Source organism: Dongshaea marina, assembly GCF_003072645.1.
Taxonomy (GTDB): domain Bacteria; phylum Pseudomonadota; class Gammaproteobacteria; order Enterobacterales; family Aeromonadaceae; genus Dongshaea; species Dongshaea marina.
This window is the reverse complement of sequence record NZ_CP028897.1, coordinates 2,099,701-2,121,187: the sequence shown is the minus strand read 5'-3', so window position 1 is coordinate 2,121,187 and position 21,487 is coordinate 2,099,701. Positions and strand designations below refer to the sequence as shown.

Here is a 21,487-nt window from a genome sequence, read left to right as displayed (position 1 = left end):
AAGGTGCTTTGGACACTGAGGGGGTCAATGAAATGAACCCTCATCACCAATGACAGATTCTCTGCCTGACGCCAAAATAGTCCACAACTCAGGATAGGATGAGAGTAATACGGGAACCGATTGAGCTAGCTCGGAAAATCCCGCAGGGCGATCGGCTTGCAGTAGATATCCAAGCGCTCTACCCGCGCAGCATCCCCCAAAGAGAGCAGGTAGTCGACGGATTTAACCAGGTCAGAGACTTGAATTTTGCTCTCATTATCCATCCGCCCATCATCTGTCATGTCGGTATTGACCACACTGGGGCACAGACAGGTAACCCGGACATCGTGGGGCAACAGCTCTTTGAACAAGCTCCGGGAATAGTTGAGTAGCGCCGCCTTAGAGGCCGCATAGCCAGCGATTTTGGATACCCCCAGTACCCCCGCCAGACTGGACACATTGAAGATGTAGCCACGCTGCCGGTGCTTCATCTGCTGTGCCACCCGGTTGGCAACCAGGATACTACTCGCGGTGTTGAGCTGTAGCATCTGCATCAGCTGCACACTCTCAAGCTCCATAGAGCCTGCGACCAGAACACCGGCACAATTAAACAGCAGATCTATCGGTGGGCTGTCACTGAGGATCTCATCCAGTCGCAATTCGAGGTGGTCGACATCCGCCAGATCAACGGCAAAAGCACGGAAATTCTGGGCTCCATAGCGGGCCTGTAATCTCTGCCTGAGGGCCTCTACCGGTTCGAAATGTTTAGCTACCAGCAGCAGATCATACCCCTGCCCCGCCAGATACTCGGCAACCGCTAAACCTATCCCCCGGCTGGCCCCCGTTACTAATGCCTGCTGCTTCATCACTCCTCCCTATTCATCCTCTGTGAGTCCCGTTATCATGATGCACTTCACCGATTTGATAACGAGCTATCTATGACACCACTATCATCGCTAAATCAGTGCTCAATTGAAACGCCTATCGGTTGGTTAACCCTGGAGGCCAATCAGCATGCTCTGCTCCGGGTCAGCTTCACCCCTGAGCCTGTCGCCTCCCCTTGTGATACGCCTGTGTTAAGAGAGGCCGGCGAACAGCTGACCGCCTATTTTGCAGGGCGGTTACAGCAGTTCTCTGTGCCTCTGTCGATTGATGATGGAACCGAGTTTCGTCAAAAATGCTGGCGCGCCCTACAGACCATTCCCTATGGTGAAACCCGCTGTTACTCTGAACAGGCAGAGCAGATCGGCTCGCCAAAAGCCGCCCGGGCGGTTGGTCAGGCGAATCACCATAACCCCCTGAGTATCATCATTCCCTGCCATCGGGTGATTGGTCGCAGTGGCCAGTTGGTGGGCTATGGCGGAGGCCTGGATAGAAAGATCTGGCTATTGGCTCACGAGAAAAATTTTATGCAGTCATCAGGTTAAAAATATGAGATGATGATTACGAATACTGAACTTTAGCCACCTATCCCTTTGACAACTCAAGCGATTCGTGGCAAAAACGGTAACATAATACGTAACGAACGAGGGCATGTCGTTACAATCGAATGAAAGGGATATCAGAGAAGTTGAATGGCATCACGCAAAGGGATTCAAAGGGGGCTTACCCCAACTCCGACTCTCCTCTATATTCCTGGCTACTTATCCCGCTGGCGGAGTCCACGCCAAAGCAATTAGACATCGCCATAGCGGTTTCAGATCCAACACAACAACATCCATTGCAATCTAGATACGCGCCGAGTACAGGCGGCACAACTTGAATAGATTAGGGGTAGAATATGGGCATCTTCGAACACTATCAGCAACGCTATGAGGAAGCCAGGGAAGAAGAATTAACCCTGCAAGAGTTTCTGAACCTCTGTAAGGAGGATCGACTGTGTTATGCATCTGCAGCGGAGCGTCTGCTTGCTGCCATTGGTGATCCCGAGATGGTAGACACCTCGCTGGATCCACGTCTGAGCCGCATCTTCTCCAACCGTATTATCGCACGCTACCCGGCGTTCAAAGACTTCTACGGTATGGAAGATGCGATTGAGCAGATCGTTTCCTATCTCAAACACTCCGCCCAGGGGCTGGAAGAGAAGAAACAGATCCTCTATCTGCTGGGTCCGGTGGGCGGCGGTAAGTCCTCTCTGGCCGAGAAGTTAAAGGCATTAATGCAAAAGATGCCAATCTATCGCATCAAGGGCTCACCGGTGAGCGATCACCCCTTCTGCCTGTTCAATGAAGAGGAGGATGGTGAGCTCCTGGAAAAAGAGTATGGGATCCCGCGTCGTTACCTGCGCCCCATCATGTCGCCCTGGGCGGCTAAGCGCCTGCACGAATATGGCGGCGACATCACCAAGTTCAAGGTCGAGAAGGTCCACCCATCGATCCTGGATCAGATCGCGGTCTCCAAGACAGAGCCCGGCGATGAGAACAACCAGGATATCTCCTCCCTGGTCGGTAAGGTTGATATTCGCCAGCTGGAACACTTTGCTCAGGATGACGCCGATGCCTACAGCTACTCCGGCGCCCTGTGTAAATCTAACCAGGGCCTGATGGAGTTTGTGGAGATGTTTAAGGCACCAATCAAGGTGCTGCATCCTCTGCTGACGGCGACCCAGGAGGGCAACTACAACGGAACCGAAGGTCTGTCGGCCCTGCCCTTTGACGGGATCATCCTGGCTCACTCTAACGAGTCGGAATGGCAACACTTCAGGAACAACAAGAACAATGAGGCATTCCTGGACAGGGTCTTCATCGTCAAGGTTCCTTACTGCCTGCGCTGCTCTGAAGAAGTTAAGATTTACGAGAAGCTGCTGCGCAACTCCGAGCTGACCGATGCCAAGTGTGCCCCGGGAACTCTCAAGCTTTTGGCCAACTTCTCTGTGCTGTCACGCCTGAAGAACCCTGAGAACTCCAGCATCTATTCCAAGATGCGAGTCTATGATGGTGAAAGCCTCAAAGACACGGATCCCAAGGCAAAATCCTACCAGGAGTACCGTGACTTCTCCGGCATCGATGAGGGAATGAACGGCCTTTCGACCCGCTTTGCCTTTAAGATCCTGTCGCGGGTATTTAACTTCGATCACACCGAGGTTGCCGCCAACCCGGTTCACCTCTTCTATGTGCTGGAGCAGCAGATCGAACGTGAGCAGTTCCCTCAGGAGACCCATGATCGTTACCTGGAGTTCATCAAGGGTTATCTGACGCCCAAGTATGTGGAGTTTATCGGCAAAGAGATCCAGACCGCCTACCTTGAGTCCTACTCAGAGTACGGTCAGAACATCTTTGATCGCTATGTGACCTATGCCGACTTCTGGATCCAGGATCAGGAGTATCGCGATCCGGAAACCGGGCAGCTATTTGACCGGGCGGCACTGAACAACGAGCTGGAGAAAATTGAGAAGCCAGCCGGGATCAGCAACCCGAAAGACTTCCGCAACGAGATAGTCAACTTCGTGCTGCGTGCCCGCGCCAACAACGCAGGTAAGAATCCGAAGTGGACCAGCTATGAAAAGCTCAGAACCGTGATCGAGAAGAAGATGTTCTCCAACACAGAAGAGCTGTTGCCGGTGATCTCCTTCAACTCCAAGACCTCGACCGAAGAGCAGAAGAAGCACGACGATTTTGTAGCTCGCATGATGGAAAAAGGGTATACCCGCAAGCAGGTTCGCCTCCTCTCCGACTGGTATCTGCGTGTGCGTAAATCATCCTGATCCCCGGATGTGAGAAGGAGGAAGTATGGCGCATTTTATTGACCGCCGGCTTAATGGTAAGAATAAGAGTGCTGTCAACCGACAGCGCTTTATTCGCCGCCATAAGCAGCAGATCAAAAAAGCGATCTCCGATGCTGTGACCAAGCGTAGCGTCCAGGATCTGGAGAATGGAGAGAGTGTCGGGATCCCAACCCGCGACATCTCCGAGCCAGTCTTCCACCAGGGCCAGGGGGGTGAGCGCGAGCGTGCTCACCCCGGCAATGACAAGTTCACCCCGGGCGATCGGATCGATCGTCCCCAGGGTGGTCAGGGTCAGGGCTCAGGTGAAGGACAGGCCAGTAATCAGGGTGAAGGTGACGATGACTTCGTATTTCAGATCTCCAAGGATGAATACCTGGATCTATTATTCGATGATCTGGAGCTACCGAACCTGCAACAAAACCAGCTGAATAAGTTGGTTGAATACAAGACCTTCCGGGCTGGCTTTACCGCCGACGGGGTACCGGCCAACATCAATATTGTTCGCTCTTTGCAAAACTCCCTGGCGCGACGGGTAGCTCTGCAGTCCGGCAAACGCCGACGCCTGCGAGAGCTCGAAGAGCTGTTGTCTGAGCAAAAGAAAAATGGCGCAGATGTTACCGAAATTGAAGCGATAGAGAGTGAGATCGAGGATCTGAAGCGACGCATCGGCGCGGTGCCTTTTATCGACACCTTTGATCTTCGCTACAACAACTTTGTGAAGCGGCCAGTCCCCTCCACCCAGGCAGTGATGTTCTGCCTGATGGATGTCTCCGGCTCGATGGATCAGGCGACCAAGGATATGGCGAAGCGTTTTTATCTGCTGCTCTATCTGTTCCTGACCCGCACCTATGAGAATGTTGAGATCGTATTTATCCGCCACCACACCCAGGCCAAAGAGGTGGATGAGCATGAGTTTTTCTACTCACAGGAAACCGGTGGCACCATAGTTTCCAGCGCTCTGAAACTGATGATCGAGGTGATGGAGGAGCGCTACCCGGCCGATCAGTGGAACATCTATGCCGCCCAGGCATCGGATGGCGATAACTGGGCCGATGACTCTCCCCTGTGCCGGGAGCTTCTGACCAAGCAGATCATGCCGTTTGTTCGTTATTTTAACTATATCGAGATCACCAACCGGGCCCATCAGACCCTGTGGCATGAATATGAGACTGTGGCTCAGGAATATCCAAGCTTTGCCATGGAGCACATTCGTCAGCAGGAAGATATCTATCCGGTGTTCCGCGAGCTCTATAAGAAACAGAGCGTCAAGGCAGCCTCGTAAGGAGAGATGATGCCCAGAAAGAAAAAAGTTATACGCCTGGATGACGGGCCTGACTGGACGTTTCCACTGCTGCAGGAGTACCACGAAGAGATCCAAAAGGTGGCCGAGCATTATCGTCTCGACACCTATCCGAATCAGATCGAGGTGATCACCGCTGAGCAGATGATGGATGCCTACTCCAGTGTCGGGATGCCCATCGGCTACCATCACTGGACCTTTGGTAAAAAATTCATCCAGACCGAGCAAAACTACAAGCGTGGTCAGATGGGGTTGGCCTACGAGATAGTGATCAACTCCGATCCCTGTATCTCCTACCTGATGGAGGAGAACACCATGCCGATGCAGGCACTGGTGATCGCCCATGCCTGCTATGGCCACAACTCGTTTTTCAAGAACAACTATCTGTTCAAGGCCTGGACCGATGCCAGCTCCATCATCGACTACCTGTTGTTTGCCAAGAACTACATCTCTGAGTGCGAAGAGAAATATGGGATCGATGAGGTTGAACGCCTGCTGGATGCCTGCCACGCCCTGATGAACTATGGGGTTGACCGCTACAAGCGGCCACAAAAGCTTTCTCTTGCCGAAGAGAAGCGACGTCAGAAGGCGCGCGAAGAGTATCTGCAAAGCCAGGTCAACGCCTTGTGGAAGACCCTTCCCAAGCAAAAGGAGAGTACCGAGCAGCAGGAGGCTCGATACCCTTCGGAGCCTCAGGAGAATATTCTCTATTTCATTGAGAAAAATGCACCTTTCCTGGAGCCCTGGCAGCGTGAGCTGGTGCGGATTGTTCGCAAAATAAGTCAGTATTTCTACCCGCAAAAGCAGACTCAGGTGATGAACGAGGGCTGGGCCACCTTCTGGCACTACACCATCCTCAATCACCTCTATGATGAGGGGAAACTGAGCGATCGTTTCATGATGGAGGTGCTGCACAGTCATACCAACGTGATCTATCAGCCCCCCTATAACAGCCCCTACTATTCAGGGATCAATCCTTACGCCTTAGGGTTTGCGATGTTCCAGGATCTGCGACGGATCTGTGAAGAGCCAACCGAAGAGGATAAATACTGGTTCCCGGATTTTGCGGGCAGTGACTGGATCGAAACCCTGCATTTTGCGATGCAGAACTTCAAGGATGAGAGCTTTATCAGCCAGTTCCTGTCACCCAAGGTGATGCGGGATCTTAAGCTGTTCTCGGTGGAGGACGATGATCAGAAATCCTATCTGAGTGTCACCGCGATCCACAACGAAGAGGGCTATCGCCGGCTGCGCAACACCATGGCTCAGCAGTACAACCTGAGTAATCTTGAACCCAATATTCAGGTGTTTAACGTCGCCATCAGGGGCGATCGCTCACTAACCTTGCGCTATCGCCCCCATAACCGGATCCCGCTGGCTGACAGCAAAGAGGAGGTGATCAAGCACCTGTATCAGCTGTGGGGATTCAAGGTGATACTGGAGCAGGAGGATGATAGCGGTAAAACCGAAATCATCGCTCAGTGCCCGGCCGAGACCGAAGCTGCGAGTGAGAAAGCAGCGACAAGCTAGATGCCAGCCGTCTGCTCCGGAAATTGAACGGGTAACCGCTCACTCATCCGGCTCCACAAATCTCCAACCCTTTGGGCATACTCTGCCTGAAGGGTTGGAATCACCTCATAAGAGCCCTCCCCCAGCTTCACCCCAAGCTCAGACCAGTAATCAAAAGCGGCCTGTCTCGCTTCGGGCTCGGAAAAGTAAAACTCACAAACCCTCTGGTACAGAGACCTCAGTCCGTTGAACATCAGGCGGTAGGCACAGTTACCGGCATGTTGTTGAATCAGTTCACAAAAGCTCAGCTCAAATGCCTGGTACTCAGCCCCGGTATCTTCGAGTGAGTCGAGCTCACTCAGCAGCCGCAACAATGGTTCTTTGACATCAGCAGCCACACCTTCCAGGTAAAGAGTCCGGGTTTGCATCACAGCTTCAAGCACCTGTTGACTCATGGCCGCCACCTCGGCCTGCACCGAATTAAGACGAATCAGGGTCTCCAGCACATTAAGCCCGACACAGGACCAGAAATCGTTGACCCGGGTTGGTTTGCCATGTTGAATCTTTAGCCAGCCATCCCGGGCAAGGCGTTGCAAGACTTCACGCAAGGTGGTCCGGGTCACCCCGATGAGCTCGGAAAGCTCACGCTCGGCAGGTAACACTGTTCCCGGCGCAAATCGGTTCTTCCAGATTGATTCGATAATATACTCTTCAGCAAAGCCGGCAGGGCTCTGAGCTCTAATGACCATCTACAGCCGTCTCTTAGCAAGGAATAGCGACAATCCGGCGATAATAACAAAGGGCAGTAAACGATAACAAGTCTGGTGCGACCAGTTGACCGGCCTGTTTAGAATAAGATGACATTCCCTTTCTGAATCAACTAGTTTTGAACTAGGCTAAGAATAATAAAGGGCAAAAGAGATAACTATAAGGCGATAAGCCCAAACACTTTTAATTTTGGTTTCACACTAAACAGGGACATAACATACTATGGCTATCAGTTTAGGACGTGCCTTTGGGCACAACTTCCTAGGACACTCGCCACGATGGTACAAGTACACCATCATAGCCTGTCTGGTCATTAACCCCATTTTGTTCTGGCTCAACCCCTTTGTCGCAGGATGGTTACTAGTGATCCAGTTCATCATGACACTGGCGATGGCGCTCAAGTGCTACCCGCTGCAGCCCGGGGGGCTGCTGGCCATTGAGGCCGTGATTATTGGCATGACGAGTCCGGCCCAGGTCAAACATGAATTGATTGCAAATATCGAAGTGTTGCTGCTGCTGATCTTCATGGTTGCCGGCATCTACTTCATGAAAGATCTGTTGCTGTATCTGTTCACCAAACTCTTGGTGCGGATCCGCTCCAAGATAGCACTGTCAGTGGCATTTTGCTTCGCCGCCGCTGTGCTCTCAGCATTCCTTGATGCACTGACGGTCATTGCGGTGATCATTAGTGTCGCGGTTGGCTTCTATGCCATCTACCACAAGGTTGCTTCCGGCAAACACTTCACCCATGATGATCACGATCACAGCCACGACCATGATCTGCATGAGCTTAAGCGCCGCGATCTGGATCAGTTTCGAGCTTTCCTGCGCAGTCTGATGATGCATGCCGCCATAGGAACCGCTTTGGGGGGCGTCTGTACCCTGGTCGGAGAGCCGCAAAATCTGATCATCGGCGAGCGTGCCGGCTGGCACTTTGTCGAGTTCGCGATCCGCATGTCTCCGGTCACCTTCCCGGTTTTGATCTGTGGACTCATCACCTGCGCCATTCTCGAGAAAACCCATTGGTTTGGCTATGGTGACAAGCTCCCGGAAAGTGTCCGCCACATCATCCTGGAGTATGATGAGCACCAGGACTCCCACATGTCCCATAAGGATTATGCCAAACTCATTATCCAGGGGGTGATCGCTCTGTGGCTGATCGTGGCTCTGGCTCTGCATCTGGCTGCCGTGGGCCTGATCGGTCTGTCGGTCATTATTCTGGCGTCGGCCTTTACCGGTGTCACCGAAGAACATGCCATCGGTAAGGCATTTGAAGAGGCCCTGCCCTTTACCGCACTGCTCTCGGTGTTTTTTGTGATCGTGGCGGTGATTATCGATCAGCACCTGTTCGAGCCGATCATTCAATGGGTATTGCAGGTCGAAAAAGAGCACCATCTATGGCTATTCTACCTGGCCAACGGGGTGCTATCGATGGTCAGTGATAATGTGTTTGTCGGCACAGTGTATATCAATGAGGTCAAGGCGGCCCTGATGAATGGTGTCATCGATAATGATCACTTTGATATGCTGGCCGTTGCGATCAACACCGGAACCAACCTGCCCTCGGTGGCAACACCTAATGGTCAGGCTGCATTCCTATTCCTCCTGACCTCAACCCTGGCGCCCCTGCTGCGCTTATCATACGGACGCATGGTCTGGATGGCACTGCCCTACACTATCGTGCTGGGAATCGTGGGCCTGATTGCGATCTCCTTCCTGCTGCATCCGATGACACAGCAGTTTTATGAGTGGGGAATCATCTCCCACCATACTCTCAGTGAGATGTCCAACGCGGCCAGCTCAGCCCACTAACCTCCAACGCGACCTCAGGCAAAAGCCTGAGGTCGCGTTTTCCCATATATTTTTCAATGATTTTATGATTGAATTGCAATCTTCATCCAACACAATGTGACACTATGCTGGATTATCTGAACCAATTTACCCGACACAGAGGCGCCTGGCTGCTACTGGCAGGCGGCGCTCTGTTTCTTGAGTTATGTGCCCTGTTCTTCCAATACGTGCTGAAATTAAGCCCGTGTGAGATGTGTGTTTATGAGCGGGCAGCCGTACTGGGGATCCTGCTGGCTGGCTTAATCGGAGCCATCGCACCGCGGTTTTTCGCGATCCGCTGGATAGGATTTCTGCTGTGGGGTTATAGTGCCTTTCGCGGCCTGCAGCTTGCACTGGAGCACGTACAGATCCAACTCCATCCATCGCCGTTTCAGGTCTGCTCGCTATTTGCCCAGTTCCCCTCCTGGATGCCCCTGGAAAAAATCGCTCCCTGGATGTTTACCCCGCTGGGTAGCTGCACCGAGATCGATTGGCAGTTTTTAGGCCTGACTATGCCGCAGTGGATGGTTGGGATCTTTGCCCTGTTCCTGGCACTGTTTTTCATCTTCGGCCTGCTGCAGTTCAAGAGAAAAGCGTGCAACAGCTGCTGCAATTGTAACTAGCTTTCGTGAGATGGGGGCTGACACAGCTCCCCAGCTCAAGTCAGAAGTCCCGATGATCCCAGGTATCCTTGTCCTCATCAGCGCTCTTGCGGCGATCCTGACCCGAGCGACGCTCAGCCTTCTCCTCACCCGGCTCAAAACGCACTGTCTCTCGCCTGTCTCTTTGAGTTCGCCGCTCTTTGCCACTGCGCCGCTCCGGCCCACTGTACTCTTCTGAAGGCTTCTGCTCACCCCCCCTCTTTTTAGGGTGGATCTGCTCTTCAACCTCTTCGTCGGTCATGAGCCTGAGTTCTGAGTTATCGTCTGCCATGGTGATAATCCTCTACTCGCCTGTTTTTAGTTTGAGTAGATCAGGGATAGTGCGCAAGATTTTAGTGGCAAATTCGGTCTCATAGATATGGCTCATCGACAAAGGGGAACAGGATGCGTAGCTCCTCTATCCGTTGGATGATTCTCGGTTTAATCATCCTGCTGTTTGCTGGGTGCTTCTTATGGTACCAGCACTCCAAGATGGCGATAGCAACCGAGAATGCCCTGGTTGATCCCAATGAGATTCTCTCGGGTGGTCCCCCAAAAGATGGGATCCCGGCACTGCTCAAGCCCAGATTTATCGCACCGGGGCAAGCCCGCTATCTCAAGAGCAGCGATCCTGTGGTCGGTGTCACCATCAATGGACAGTCCAGGGCCTACCCGATCAAGATCCTCAACTGGCATGAAGCCGTCAATGACACCCTGGGAGGAGAGCCTATCGTCGTCACCTTCTGCCCCCTAACCCAGAGTGCACTGGTCTTTGAGCGCAAGATCGCTGGCAAAACCCACACCTTTGGGATCTCTGGCAAGCTCTATAAGAGTAATGTGTTGCTGTACGACCACCAGACCGACAGTCTCTGGTCGCAGCTTAAGGAAAAAGCGATCACAGGTCCCATGTCTGGAGCCACGCTTAAACAACTGCCATCGGTTCAGATCTCCTGGAAGAACTGGCAACGCAAGCAAGCCGCTACCGAGGTTCTCTCAGATGACACAGGTTACAACCGTGACTATTCGGTCGACCCTTACGCCGGTTACTATCGTTTGGGAAGCCTGATGTTTCCGGTTGGAGAGGTCAGAACCGATCTTTCAGCTAAGACCCTGGTGGTTGGGATCCAGACTCAAGGGGTCTCTAAAGCCTACCCGGTGGAGCTGTTTAAGACGTCAGATAAATTGAGAAGAGATCATATTAAGGGAAGGGAGATCCATTTTGAGCTCAGTCAGGAGAATGAAGTCATCTCGGTGAAAGATCAACAAGGGCGCCTCATCCCCCACATCTTCTCCTACTGGTTTGCCTGGCAGGCGTTTCACCCACAAACCGAGCTTTACTCACCCGTTGCAGCCGATTCATGATAGCTTCCGGCCCTGGATATCTGCGCCAGGGTCACTCCTTCCTGGAATAACTTTTCAGCAACAAAGGCTTTTTTTATGAAAGCGCTGGCCGTAAACTGATTCAATCAGGGATGTCAGAAGCCAAGGAGGCCGAATGCTGCAGTTTACTTCGCGCAAAACCAAAGAAGGAGTTATCCTCTGGGCAAATGAGGAGCTCCTGCTCTCCCTCTACCATTTCGTGCTTGATGTGACCCGCCAATCGATGATGCTCCGTGACGATGGCCAGTGTGAAAAGCTCGCCTCTGAGATCAAAACTGCATACAACGGCCTCAGCCATAAAAAAACAGTGCGTAAAGGCAAAGACAGGGTCACCCTGTTAGGCTTTGAGTTAAATTGGGTTCAGTTTATCGCTCAGCTGGCTCTTTTGAGAACCGCACTCTCATATATGGATAGCTCTAAAAAAGAGCAGTACCACATGTTCCTGCTCGAAGATCTTCTGGAGCAAGCCCTCAACTGTAACTTCCCAAGAGAGGCCCCGTTGATCCTGGCCACCTATCACACCTTTTTATTGGGACACAGCGAAGCCGAGCTCAATGGTCAGGATAGCATCAACCGCTGTATCTCTATCTATCTGGCAACCCCCAGTAGTGAGCGACGCACCAAGTTGGCCCCGCTGCTGGGCACTCTGTGCCCACACCTGCACAATGAACAGTTCAGTGCGACCTTTCGCACTCATCTTGAAGCCGCCCAAACGGCCTGAAATAGCATGCAGTAAGTCTGGTGTGCTTACTGCATGATCAGGTTATTGTTATCCAGCAGATCCTGCAGTGCCTGCTCCTCAGTCCAACCAGGGTTTGCTGCGTGGGCATCAAAGTTATCCAGCACCACGGTCACATCATCGGCAGCGGTTCCGGATGTGCCATTAGTATGGACCGTCAATACAGTATCAACCACGCCATCGCTGCCGGTATTAAACGCCAGCTCCAGGTAATTTGCTACATTACCGGGATCATAGCTCTGCATGATATTGCGCAGATCCAGTTGATCCCCCGCATCAAACTTCTCTACCTCAAAACTGTTGATCTCTGAAACTGGATAATCCGGGATCACGAAGTTCTCCTGAGTGGCCTCGGTTTCCACCCCATGCAGTACCATCTTGTTGGACTCAAAATCATTGGCATCCAGGTTATTGTTGGTATGTATCGGGCGAAGTCGCAAAACAACATCATTGAGATCGTTATCGTAATAGCCCCCGGGGTTGAGCACCTTATCGACATCTTCAATCCCTATGGTCACCGAACCATCACCATTTTGGGTAAATTCAAAGTGATCGGTCTCATCTGTATTAAAGCTGGTATGGCTAAAGAAGATGCTGGTCGCCACCGGGCTGCCACTTCCATCCAGGGTTGCACTATACTCCCCGCTCCCAGGATCCCGGGTCAGCTCAAGGTTACTGGCACTCACCGGGCCATTATTAAAACTGGTACCTGCCCCATCACTTAAGAGGAAAAAGCCCACATCATCATCAAAGTCAAGAGTCTTAAGGTGCTTATAAAACACATCCCCCGCATCGACCATGTTGGATTGTGAGTCGAGAATGATCTCTATGCTGCTGGTATCTATCTGCCCATTAGCGTCGAGCTTATAGATCCCCAACACATTATCAAAGCCGATCGTGTGCTGATCCAGCACTTCGATCTGGTACTGCCCGGGACTCTCGTTGAGCACAAAATCGATGCTACTATTGACCGAATCACCGTCCCGGTCAACGTACTCATAGTTGAGGGTAAAGTCCTGGGTACTCTCGCCACTCGCTCTGAAGCTATAGGCCCCGGTGCTGTGATCAAAGGTCAGTACCCCAATCTCTGTACCGGTCGCTGCACCGCCTGTGGTATAAACCGTCATGGAGGCCGCACCCTGGGTATAGGTCGAGGTTTCAATACCGGTACCACTGACCCAGACGATATTGATCGAGGTAGTTTCTATCAGCTCAGAAGGGAGCAAGGCTGTTCCACTGATGAGATCCTGGAGTGGTTCACCGACCGTATCCACCAGAGTATCATTGAGATCTCCCGAGCTCTTCCAGTCTACCTGAGTCACCTGGGCCGACTCACCCACCGCCATCGCATTCAGATAATCACTGGGAGATGAGCCGTTATAATTAGTGACACTCTCCTGCATGATCCCTAACACATGATGCTCATCAAACAGATCGCCACCTAATACCCGATCCATACTAGCTTGCAGCGCCGCCGGGGTGTTATTTGCATCGAAGGTTGCGTCGGGACCCGGCCCCTCCACCGCTCCACCGTGATAGGGCAAGCCATCGGAAATAAAGTAGTAGCGGGCCTCGCCTGAGCCTATCTCAGACTTATAGCCTGCTCCTCCATTGGTGCCATCATCCCCGGTGACATAGTTATAGAGATCGTTGGCTGCATCAGAGTAATCCGTATAGGAGGCGGGTGTCAGGCTATTGAGCCAGCTGTCCAGGGCACTGAGATCCGGGGTATCACTCTTGCTAATGGTGATTGGGGCTGATCTGGGTCCCGCATCACCAGCAAAAGTGAGCCCGTGAAAGACCACGTCCCCCTCCTTGGCATAGGCTTCCACCATATTGTGAATCGACTCGATTGCAACCTTCATCGCATGAGGTTTGGTGGCATACTCGCTGGGATCCAGGAGATCAAACTGAACCCCGTTATCCCACCACATAGACTCAGAGATATCTAAGCTAACCACCAGCTGGTAGGTCACAGTATCCATATTGACCGATACCGCCTGGCTTACCGGAGCGACTGTGTCCGGGATCCAATCCTGAATATTCAGAGTCAGGCTGGCACTATCCGCAGTGACACCCGCAGTGTCATGGGCATCGACCGTGAATGTCAGAGCCTTAATATTCTCGCCGTTGGCTGAATCATGCTCAATCGATTTTAACAGCGTGGTTTGAACCGTGGCCGGCTCACCATTATTGAGCTGGACGGTAAATACCGGATCATTACTATCTCCGGTATGAATAGTGAGGGTAGAGGTCCCATCACCAGAAACCTGCAGGTTATTTCCTCCCGAAGTCAGGCTGGTGATAGCATTGAGTTCAGCGGCCGCCAGATTAAACACCAGATCATTGGCGTTGACACCAAAGCTTGCCGAGTCACTATCACTACTGGCACCACTGAGATCGGACTCCTGAACATCCAGAGCAACATCATTGAGGGTATTGAGATCATTGATACCAGTCTCAACCATAGCCATACCCGCCAAAACTGTTCCCTGGGATGGAGATGAGATACGTACCCGGTAGCGCTCAGTTCCTTCAACCCAGCTATCGGTATTGGTTTTGATGGTGACAGGTATGGTCTGTCCCGCACTCAGGGGACCATTAATCGTCAGGGTCTGATCCGCACTATTATAATCAACACCCTCGGTCGCAATGACGCTGGTGCCATCTTGGGTGACAAGCTCAAGGGTGATACTCTCTCCGGCAAGGATTTCACTCCCTCCAATAGTGATGAGGTAATGAGCAAACTCACCTTCATTTACCGCTGCATCCCCACTCAAGGCAAAGGTCAGCTCACTGAGCACGCTGGCATCGGTTATGGTAGTCACCACAGGCGTGGTATCTTCGGTCACATTTTCATAGCTGGCACTGGTGATATTGGCGCTATTAGCGTCCAAAGCGACACTGAAGGTCTCTGCCGTATCCACAATCGCATCATTAATGCTGGATGCACTGAAGATCTGATTGAGCTCAACCTGCCCACTGGAAGCCTTATAATCCTGGTTGAGTGTGGCTGTAGCATCGGTGAAGGTTACATCCACGGTTCCCGCAGCCCCGGCGATCTCATCACCATTGTGGTCCACTAAAATCGCTTTGTAGTAGGCCTGCTCACCCTCTTTCACCAGCTGATCATCAACAATCACGTAAGAGCCATCGGCAAACAGCAACCGCTCCACACTATAGAGATCATCGCCCCACTCATAGGTATCCACGCCATCGTTGGCCGGATCATCCGGGCCAAGTGCTGAGTTATATCGGGTATCTTTCACATTTATATGAGCGTTGACCCCGTGATCTCCCATATCTATGCTGTAATCGGCAAAGTTCCCCCTGTAGATCACCGTATCCAGGCCATCAGAAGCATTGAATCCCGCCGCCTGGTTGCCCCCATAGATAGCATCATCCCCCTCTCCGGAGATAAAGACATCATGACCATCAAAGCCCACCATCTGATCCGACATCTCTTTCGCATCAAAAAACTCATCGATGGCAACATCCTTATCCCCGAGGAGCTGCTCATTAGAGGAGGTTCCAATCAGGTTTGCATCTGTTTCACTAATAATCTCAGCGGTTCGGCTCGAGTAATCAAAACTGCTTTCAACCTCACTGATGGTGCTGCTACCTATGGCATTACCGGAGCTATCAACAGCTATCAACTTCACGGTTACCGTGTCCTGAGGATCCGATCCCGAGTCATCGGTTATGGTGGTTTCCACCGCACTGGAGGCAACCGGGCTTCCGCCACCATCGATCACTGTGCCGTTGCTGGGGCTACTGATCTGGAGCTGGAACGACTCCGGACTCTCAGCAAATGCATCGTCCACAGTGGCGACCGTCAGTGGAACCGAATCCCCTGCGCTCAGGGGCCCATGGATGGTGAGGGTCTGATCGGCACTGCTATAATCCACTCCTTCGGTGGCACTGGCAATGCTTACCCCATCCAGGGTATCGAGCTTGATCGTCACACTCTCACCGGCCAGGATATCGGTACCGCCGATGGTGATGGCATAGCTTGCGCTGCCACCCTCGACCACATTCGCATCACCGCTCAACGCATAGGTCAATCGATCCAGGGCCGAACCCAGGTCAAAATCAAGGTGACTGGCCACTATGTCACCATCTACATCCAGGAGCTCATAGTTCACATTGAAATGCTCCTGGAGACTGCGATTATCGTTCAGAGTAAGGGAGTACTCGCTTGTGGTGGGATTGATCCTGAAGGTTCCAAGGTTTACCGAAGCATCATCAATAATTGCCTGTGAGTACCATCCATTCCCTTCATCTGTGATCTCCCCAACCTTGTCCCCCTTCTCATCATAAATATCCAAAGAGCTATTGGGACTCTCCAGAGTACTTGCATTCTTAAACACATAGGTTCTGACCTGTACCCCCTGCTCTGCATCAACCCCAAAATCGATGGTGGTTGAGCGGATCTCGGCACCTTCCACCAGGTTGAGAGAGCCGGTGATAAGATCGCCTGAATAGCTATTGATCCCGGAGAGATCCACACTCTCAGCCGGCAGAGTTTCGGGAATAGAATCCTGAATATTGACGGTCAGGGTTTGACTCCCCACAAGATCGCCATCTGCATTTTTTGCCTCGACCCCAAGATCGATACCCAACCAATTTTCCCCCTGGACCTGGGGATGCTCAATTGGCTTAAACAACTCAACATCCGCAGAGGAGCCTGCCACATCACTGGTTAAGCTTACCCGAAATACCGGATCGGCCGGATTGCCGGTATGGGCGGTGATTGTGGTGCCATCATTGCTGTATTGCAGCGCAGCGCCGTTGGAGGTGATGGCATCGAGAGCATCTTGCTGAGCCTGGGTCAATGCAAAAGTGAGTTCAGAAGTTCCGGCCACAAAGCTGCCCGTTGCCGTATCTGAAGAGGTGCCTAAACCACTTTCTTCAACCGCCAGGGTCACCCCCTGCAATGCATCATCATCTGTGATGCTGGTCTCCAGCGTACTGGTGCCGCTGATACTGCCATTGCTCGGATTAGAGATCTGCACCCGGAAGGCCTCGTCCCCCTCAAGGAGCAGATCCTGGTTGGTCTGCACCGTAAAGTTAAAGCTATCACCCGCACTCTTCGGGCCACTGATGGTCAGGGTGCCATCTTCGCTGTTGTAGTCTGCCCCTTCGGTTGCACTGGTAATGCTTACTCCATCCAGGGTATTGAGATCCAGAGTGACACTCTGGCCAGCAAGGATCTCACTACCACCTATGGTGATCGCATAGTTTGCCTGATTGCCTTCAACCACACTTGAATCACCGCTCAGGCTGAAAGTCAGATCGTCGAGCACACTCGCATCCTTGATAGTGGTTTCCACAGTGCTGATGCCACTGATGCCGCCCTTGCTCGGATTAGAGATCTGCACCCGGAGTGCCTCATCACCCTCAACCTGCGCATCCTGAGTCGTCTGCACCGTGAAATCAAAACTGTCGCCCGCACTCATCGGGCCGCTGATGGTCAGGGTGCCATCTTTGCTGTTGTAGTCCACCCCCTCGGTAGCCGATGTGATCGAAACACCGTCTTGGGTATCGAGCTGGACAGTCACACTCTCGCCCGTCAGGATCTCACTGCCACCAATTGTGATTGCGTAGCTCGCTGCATTGCCCTCGACCACACTAGTGTCACCACTCAGGCTGAAGGTCAGATCGTCGAGTACACTCGCATCCGTGATAGTGGTCTCCACCACTCCGGAGCCGCTAACCGCCCCATGGGAGGGGTTACTGATCTCAAGGCGGAACGCTTCGTCTCCCTCAAGCTCGGCATCCTGCAGCGTGGTCACCGTCAATGGAACGATATCTCCACTACTCAGGGGGCCCTTGATGGTCAGGGTTCCATCTTCGCTGTTGTAGTCTACCCCTTCGGTTGCACTGGTAATGCTTACTCCATCCAGGGTATTGAGATCTATGGTGACACTCTCACCACTTAGGATCTCGCTGCCACCTAATGTAATTTGGTAGTTGGCAACCCCTCCCTCGGCCACGCTTGCATCTCCACTGAGGGTAAAGGTCAGATCATCAAGCTCACTGGCATCCATGATGGTAGTCTCGACACTCGATGATGCCACAGGTAAACCATCGGCATTGATCACCGTCCCCGCACTGGGATTACTGATCTGAAGCACAAATGCCTCATTACCTTCGGCCAAAGCATCCTGAGTGGTAGAGACCGTCAATGGAATGGTATCTCCGATACTATGGGGACCTCTGATGGTAAGGCTGCCATCGGCACTGTTGTAATCCACGCCTTCACTGGCGGAGCTGATACTCACCCCATCCAGGGTATCAATCCGAATCGTTACACTTTCTCCGGCCTGGATATCGCTCCCTCCAATGGTAAGCTGATAGTTGGCCGTATTCCCTTCAGCCACACTGCCATCTCCACTAAGGGCAAAAGTGAGGGTGCTCAGATCAAAGGTAAGGGTCGCTGGTGCTGAAACATCCGCGTCACTATCGATCAGATCATAGGTCACCACAAAGCTTTCGAGACTCTCACCAGATGGGGTGAAGGAGTAGGCTCCGGTTGAAAAATCCAGAGTCAGCTGACCAATCGCCTTTCCATCGGAGTCCTGCACAGTCAGTGGGAAATCCCCCTGAGAGTAGCTTTGGCCACCGATACTGGCCGAATTGATTGTAACGCCCTCGACCAGGTCAAGATTATCTGCAACTGCATCTCCGCTCACCGTGACCTGGGGAGGCGTTACCGTTGAGATCAATGCATCACTGAGTTGATTAGCACTGGTCATGGTCAGGAGATCCGAGGCCTCCCCCCCTGCCATCGCGATCAATGAATCATTGGAGGTTGCTGCAGTGATCCCGATCGACCAGTTCTCATCAAAGACATCGGCATTCTCCCCCTGCATGTTATTTGTCATCAATCCGGTCAGATAGCCAGGATCCGTATTCCCACTTAGGGGTACACCATCCGAGATAAAGTAAAGACGCCCCTCATCGGCTCTGATTTCATCTCGGTGAACATCCAGATAGCTGTTCAGGGTATTGGCGGCTAATTCATAGTCTGTCCCCCCTCCTGCCACCAAGGCGTTGAGCCAGCTATCCAGAGCAGTAAGATCAACGTCACCATTACTGTCCGCCTTGTTGATGGTGATCGAACCGGATTGGGAGGTAGCTCCCAGATCAGAAAACCCGATACCGTGAAAGACCACGTCGCCTTCCTGGGCATATTCGGTAACCATGTTGCGGATCGCTTCCTTGGAGACATCCAGCCGGCTCTGCTCTCCCGCACCAGCCACAATATCGGCCTCAGGGATCCAAGACATGGAGCCGGAGAGATCCAACACCGTCATCAATTGATAGGTTGGCTCGGCAACCACTGGGACATTATGTGAAGCACTAAGACCCTGATCGGGAGTAGCATCCTGAAAATTCACCTCCAGAGTCTGGCTGCTGACTCGATCACCATCGGCAGTTTTCGCTACCACATCCAACTCGGTATTCAGCCAGTTTGCCCCCTGTGCCGCCGGATGGTCGATCGCCTTAAACAGCTCTACCTCAGCCGTCGAGCCACCTTCGGCGCTATTGAGGCTGATCCTGAACACGGGATCGTCGGGATCCCCCGTATGGGCAGTAATCGAGGTTCCATCATTGGCATACTGCAGACTCACCCCATCAGAGGTAAGCGCATCCAGGGCCGCCTGCTGGGCCGGACTCAAGTCAAACACTAAGGCCTCGGTTCCGACCCCAAAGCTAGCGCTGGCAGTATCACTCCCCGAGGATAGATCTGCTTCATGCACGTTCAGGGCAACACTTTGTAAATCATCATTATCAAGAATTGTGGTCGTAACTTGCGTGCTCCCGCCAAGGGAGGATTCACTCCCCCGGGTGGAGGCAATAGATACCTGATAATTCTCTGCACTCTCAGAGAGAATGTCGTTGGTGAGTGCCACCGTGAAGTTAGCACTGGTCTGCCCAGCCGGGATGGTGAGGGTCGCCACCCCATCGGTGTAATCAACCCCACCACCGAGGGCCGTGCCATCGGCATAGCTGAGGGTCACCACCACATCCTCGGCTCCGGCCTTGTCCAGGATCACTGTGTAGTTGGCAGCACCATCAGCCTCGCCAACACTGAGATCGCCGGTGAGGGTCACAACCGGACCATCCAGGGCACCACCGCCGTCGGTGTCATCCAGGATACTGGTGGTGACCGAAGTGCTCGCTCCCAAGGAGGATTCCGCCCCCAAGGTTGAAGCAAGGGAGACGGTGTAGTCCTCATTGTTTTCAGATAGGGCATCATCGGTAATCGCAACCGTAAAACTGCCGATCAATTGCCCCGCCGGGATGGTGAGGGTCGCCACCCCATCGGTGTAATCAACACCCTCTCCCAGTGCCGTGCCATCGGCATAGTTAAGAGTCACCACCACATCCTGAGCCCCGGCCTTGTCCAGGCTCACTGTATAATTGGCAACCCCTGCAGATTCTCCGACACTGAGATCACCGGTGAGAGTCACAACTGGGCCATCCAGGGCGCCGCCACCATCGGTATCATCCACAATACTGGTGGTCACCGAAGTGCTGCTACCTAAGGAGGACTCAGCCCCATAGGTTGAAGCAAGGGAGACGGTGTAATCCTCAGCATTTTCAGACAGATCATCATCTGAGATGGCGACGGTGAAACTGCCGCTGAGCTGCCCCGCCGGAATGGTGAGGGTCGCGACGCCATCCGTGTAATCAACCCCCTCTCCCAGCGCCGTGCCATCGGCATAGTTAAGAGTCACCACCACATCCTGGGCACCGGCCTTGTCCAGGCTCACTGTATAATTGGCGACACCCGCTGACTCGCCGACGCTGAGATCGCCAATGAGGGTCACAACTGGGCCATCCAGGGGACCGCCACCATTTGTGTCATCCACAATTGTGGTGGTCACCGAAGTGCTCGCTCCCAGGGAGGATTCCGCCCCCAAGGTTGAGGCAAGGGAGACCGTGTAATCCTCAGTGTTTTCAGACAGGGCATCATCTGTGATGGCGACGGTGAAGCTGCCGCTGAGTTCCCCCGCCGGGATGGTGAGAGTCGCCACCCCATCCGTATAATCAACACCCTCTCCCAGCGCCGTGCCATCGGCATAGTTGAGAGTCACCATCACATCCTGGGCCCCGGCCTTGTCCAGGCTCACTGTATAATTGGCGACACCCGCTGACTCCCCGACACTCAGATCACCAGAGAGAGTGACTTGCGGGCCATCCAGGGCGCCCCCGTCAGTATCATCCACTATTGTAGTGCTGACCGAAGTGCTGCTACCTAAGGAGGACTCAGCCCCAGAGGTTGAGACAAGGGAGACGGTGTAATCCTCATTGTTTTCAGAAAGAGCATCATCGGTAATCGCAACCGTAAAATTGCCACTGAGTTCCCCCGCCGGGATGGTGAGGGTCGCCACCCCATCGGTGTAATCAACACCATCTCCCAGCGCAGTGCCATCGGCATAGTTAAGAGTCACCACCACATCCTGGACCCCGGCCTTGTCCAGGGTCACTGTGTAGTTGGCAACCCCTGCAGACTCGCCGACACTGAGATCGCCGCTGAGGGTGACAACTGGGCCATCCAGGGCACCACCACCATTTGTGTCATCCACAATACTGGTGGTCACCGA

The 21,487-nt window shown here is 53.0% G+C and carries 12 protein-coding genes; 8 read left to right on the top strand and 4 right to left on the bottom strand.

What is annotated here, in order from left to right; genetic code table 11:
- Positions 1–125: 125 nt before the first annotated feature.
- Positions 126–845, bottom strand: coding sequence for an SDR family NAD(P)-dependent oxidoreductase (locus DB847_RS10145; protein WP_108650574.1), 720 nt, complete (start codon positions 843–845; stop codon positions 126–128).
- Positions 846–917: 72 nt separating this feature from the next.
- Here DB847_RS10145 and DB847_RS10140 point away from each other — a divergent pair, with 72 nt between their 5' ends.
- From DB847_RS10140 to DB847_RS10125, 4 genes are all read left to right on the top strand, one after another.
- The gene (locus DB847_RS10140) at positions 918–1,406 is read left to right on the top strand and encodes a methylated-DNA--[protein]-cysteine S-methyltransferase (RefSeq protein ID WP_108650573.1); all 489 of its coding nucleotides are present in this window, start codon (positions 918–920) and stop codon (positions 1,404–1,406) included.
- Between the two features lie 353 nt (positions 1,407–1,759).
- Entirely contained in the window at positions 1,760–3,682 is a 1,923-nt protein-coding gene (locus DB847_RS10135; protein ID WP_108650572.1) for a PrkA family serine protein kinase, read from the top strand.
- Positions 3,683–3,707: 25 nt separating this feature from the next.
- Positions 3,708–4,985: a YeaH/YhbH family protein gene (locus tag DB847_RS10130; protein ID WP_108650571.1), complete on the top strand. Its 1,278-nt coding sequence runs from the start codon at positions 3,708–3,710 to the stop codon at positions 4,983–4,985.
- A 6-nt stretch (positions 4,986–4,991) separates the two neighbouring features.
- Positions 4,992–6,533: a SpoVR family protein gene (locus DB847_RS10125; protein WP_108650570.1), complete on the top strand. Its 1,542-nt coding sequence runs from the start codon at positions 4,992–4,994 to the stop codon at positions 6,531–6,533.
- Here the strand turns inward: DB847_RS10125 and fadR are convergent.
- Entirely contained in the window at positions 6,530–7,261 is a 732-nt protein-coding gene (gene fadR, locus DB847_RS10120) for a fatty acid metabolism transcriptional regulator FadR (RefSeq protein WP_108650569.1), read from the bottom strand. The genes DB847_RS10125 and fadR overlap by 4 nt on opposite strands.
- A 241-nt stretch (positions 7,262–7,502) precedes the next feature.
- Here fadR and nhaB point away from each other — a divergent pair, with 241 nt between their 5' ends.
- Entirely contained in the window at positions 7,503–9,092 is a 1,590-nt protein-coding gene (nhaB, locus tag DB847_RS10115; RefSeq protein ID WP_108650568.1) for a sodium/proton antiporter NhaB, read from the top strand.
- A 104-nt stretch (positions 9,093–9,196) separates the two neighbouring features.
- Positions 9,197–9,733, top strand: a complete 537-nt coding sequence (gene dsbB / locus DB847_RS10110) for a disulfide bond formation protein DsbB (RefSeq protein WP_108650567.1) — start codon at positions 9,197–9,199, stop codon at positions 9,731–9,733.
- A 40-nt stretch (positions 9,734–9,773) separates the two neighbouring features.
- Here dsbB and DB847_RS10105 read toward each other — a convergent pair whose 3' ends face one another.
- The gene (locus DB847_RS10105) at positions 9,774–10,043 is read right to left on the bottom strand and encodes a hypothetical protein (protein WP_199911794.1); all 270 of its coding nucleotides are present in this window, start codon (positions 10,041–10,043) and stop codon (positions 9,774–9,776) included.
- A gap of 113 nt (positions 10,044–10,156) precedes the next feature.
- Between DB847_RS10105 and DB847_RS10100 the strand changes: the two genes are divergently transcribed.
- The gene (locus DB847_RS10100; RefSeq protein ID WP_108650566.1) at positions 10,157–11,113 is read left to right on the top strand and encodes a DUF3179 domain-containing protein; all 957 of its coding nucleotides are present in this window, start codon (positions 10,157–10,159) and stop codon (positions 11,111–11,113) included.
- 133 nt (positions 11,114–11,246) lie between these two features.
- Positions 11,247–11,852, top strand: a complete 606-nt coding sequence (locus DB847_RS10095) for a hypothetical protein (protein WP_108650565.1) — start codon at positions 11,247–11,249, stop codon at positions 11,850–11,852.
- A 26-nt stretch (positions 11,853–11,878) separates the two neighbouring features.
- Here DB847_RS10095 and DB847_RS10090 read toward each other — a convergent pair whose 3' ends face one another.
- Positions 11,879–21,484, bottom strand: a complete 9,606-nt coding sequence (locus DB847_RS10090) for a Calx-beta domain-containing protein (RefSeq protein ID WP_108650564.1) — start codon at positions 21,482–21,484, stop codon at positions 11,879–11,881.
- Positions 21,485–21,487 lie beyond the last annotated feature (3 nt).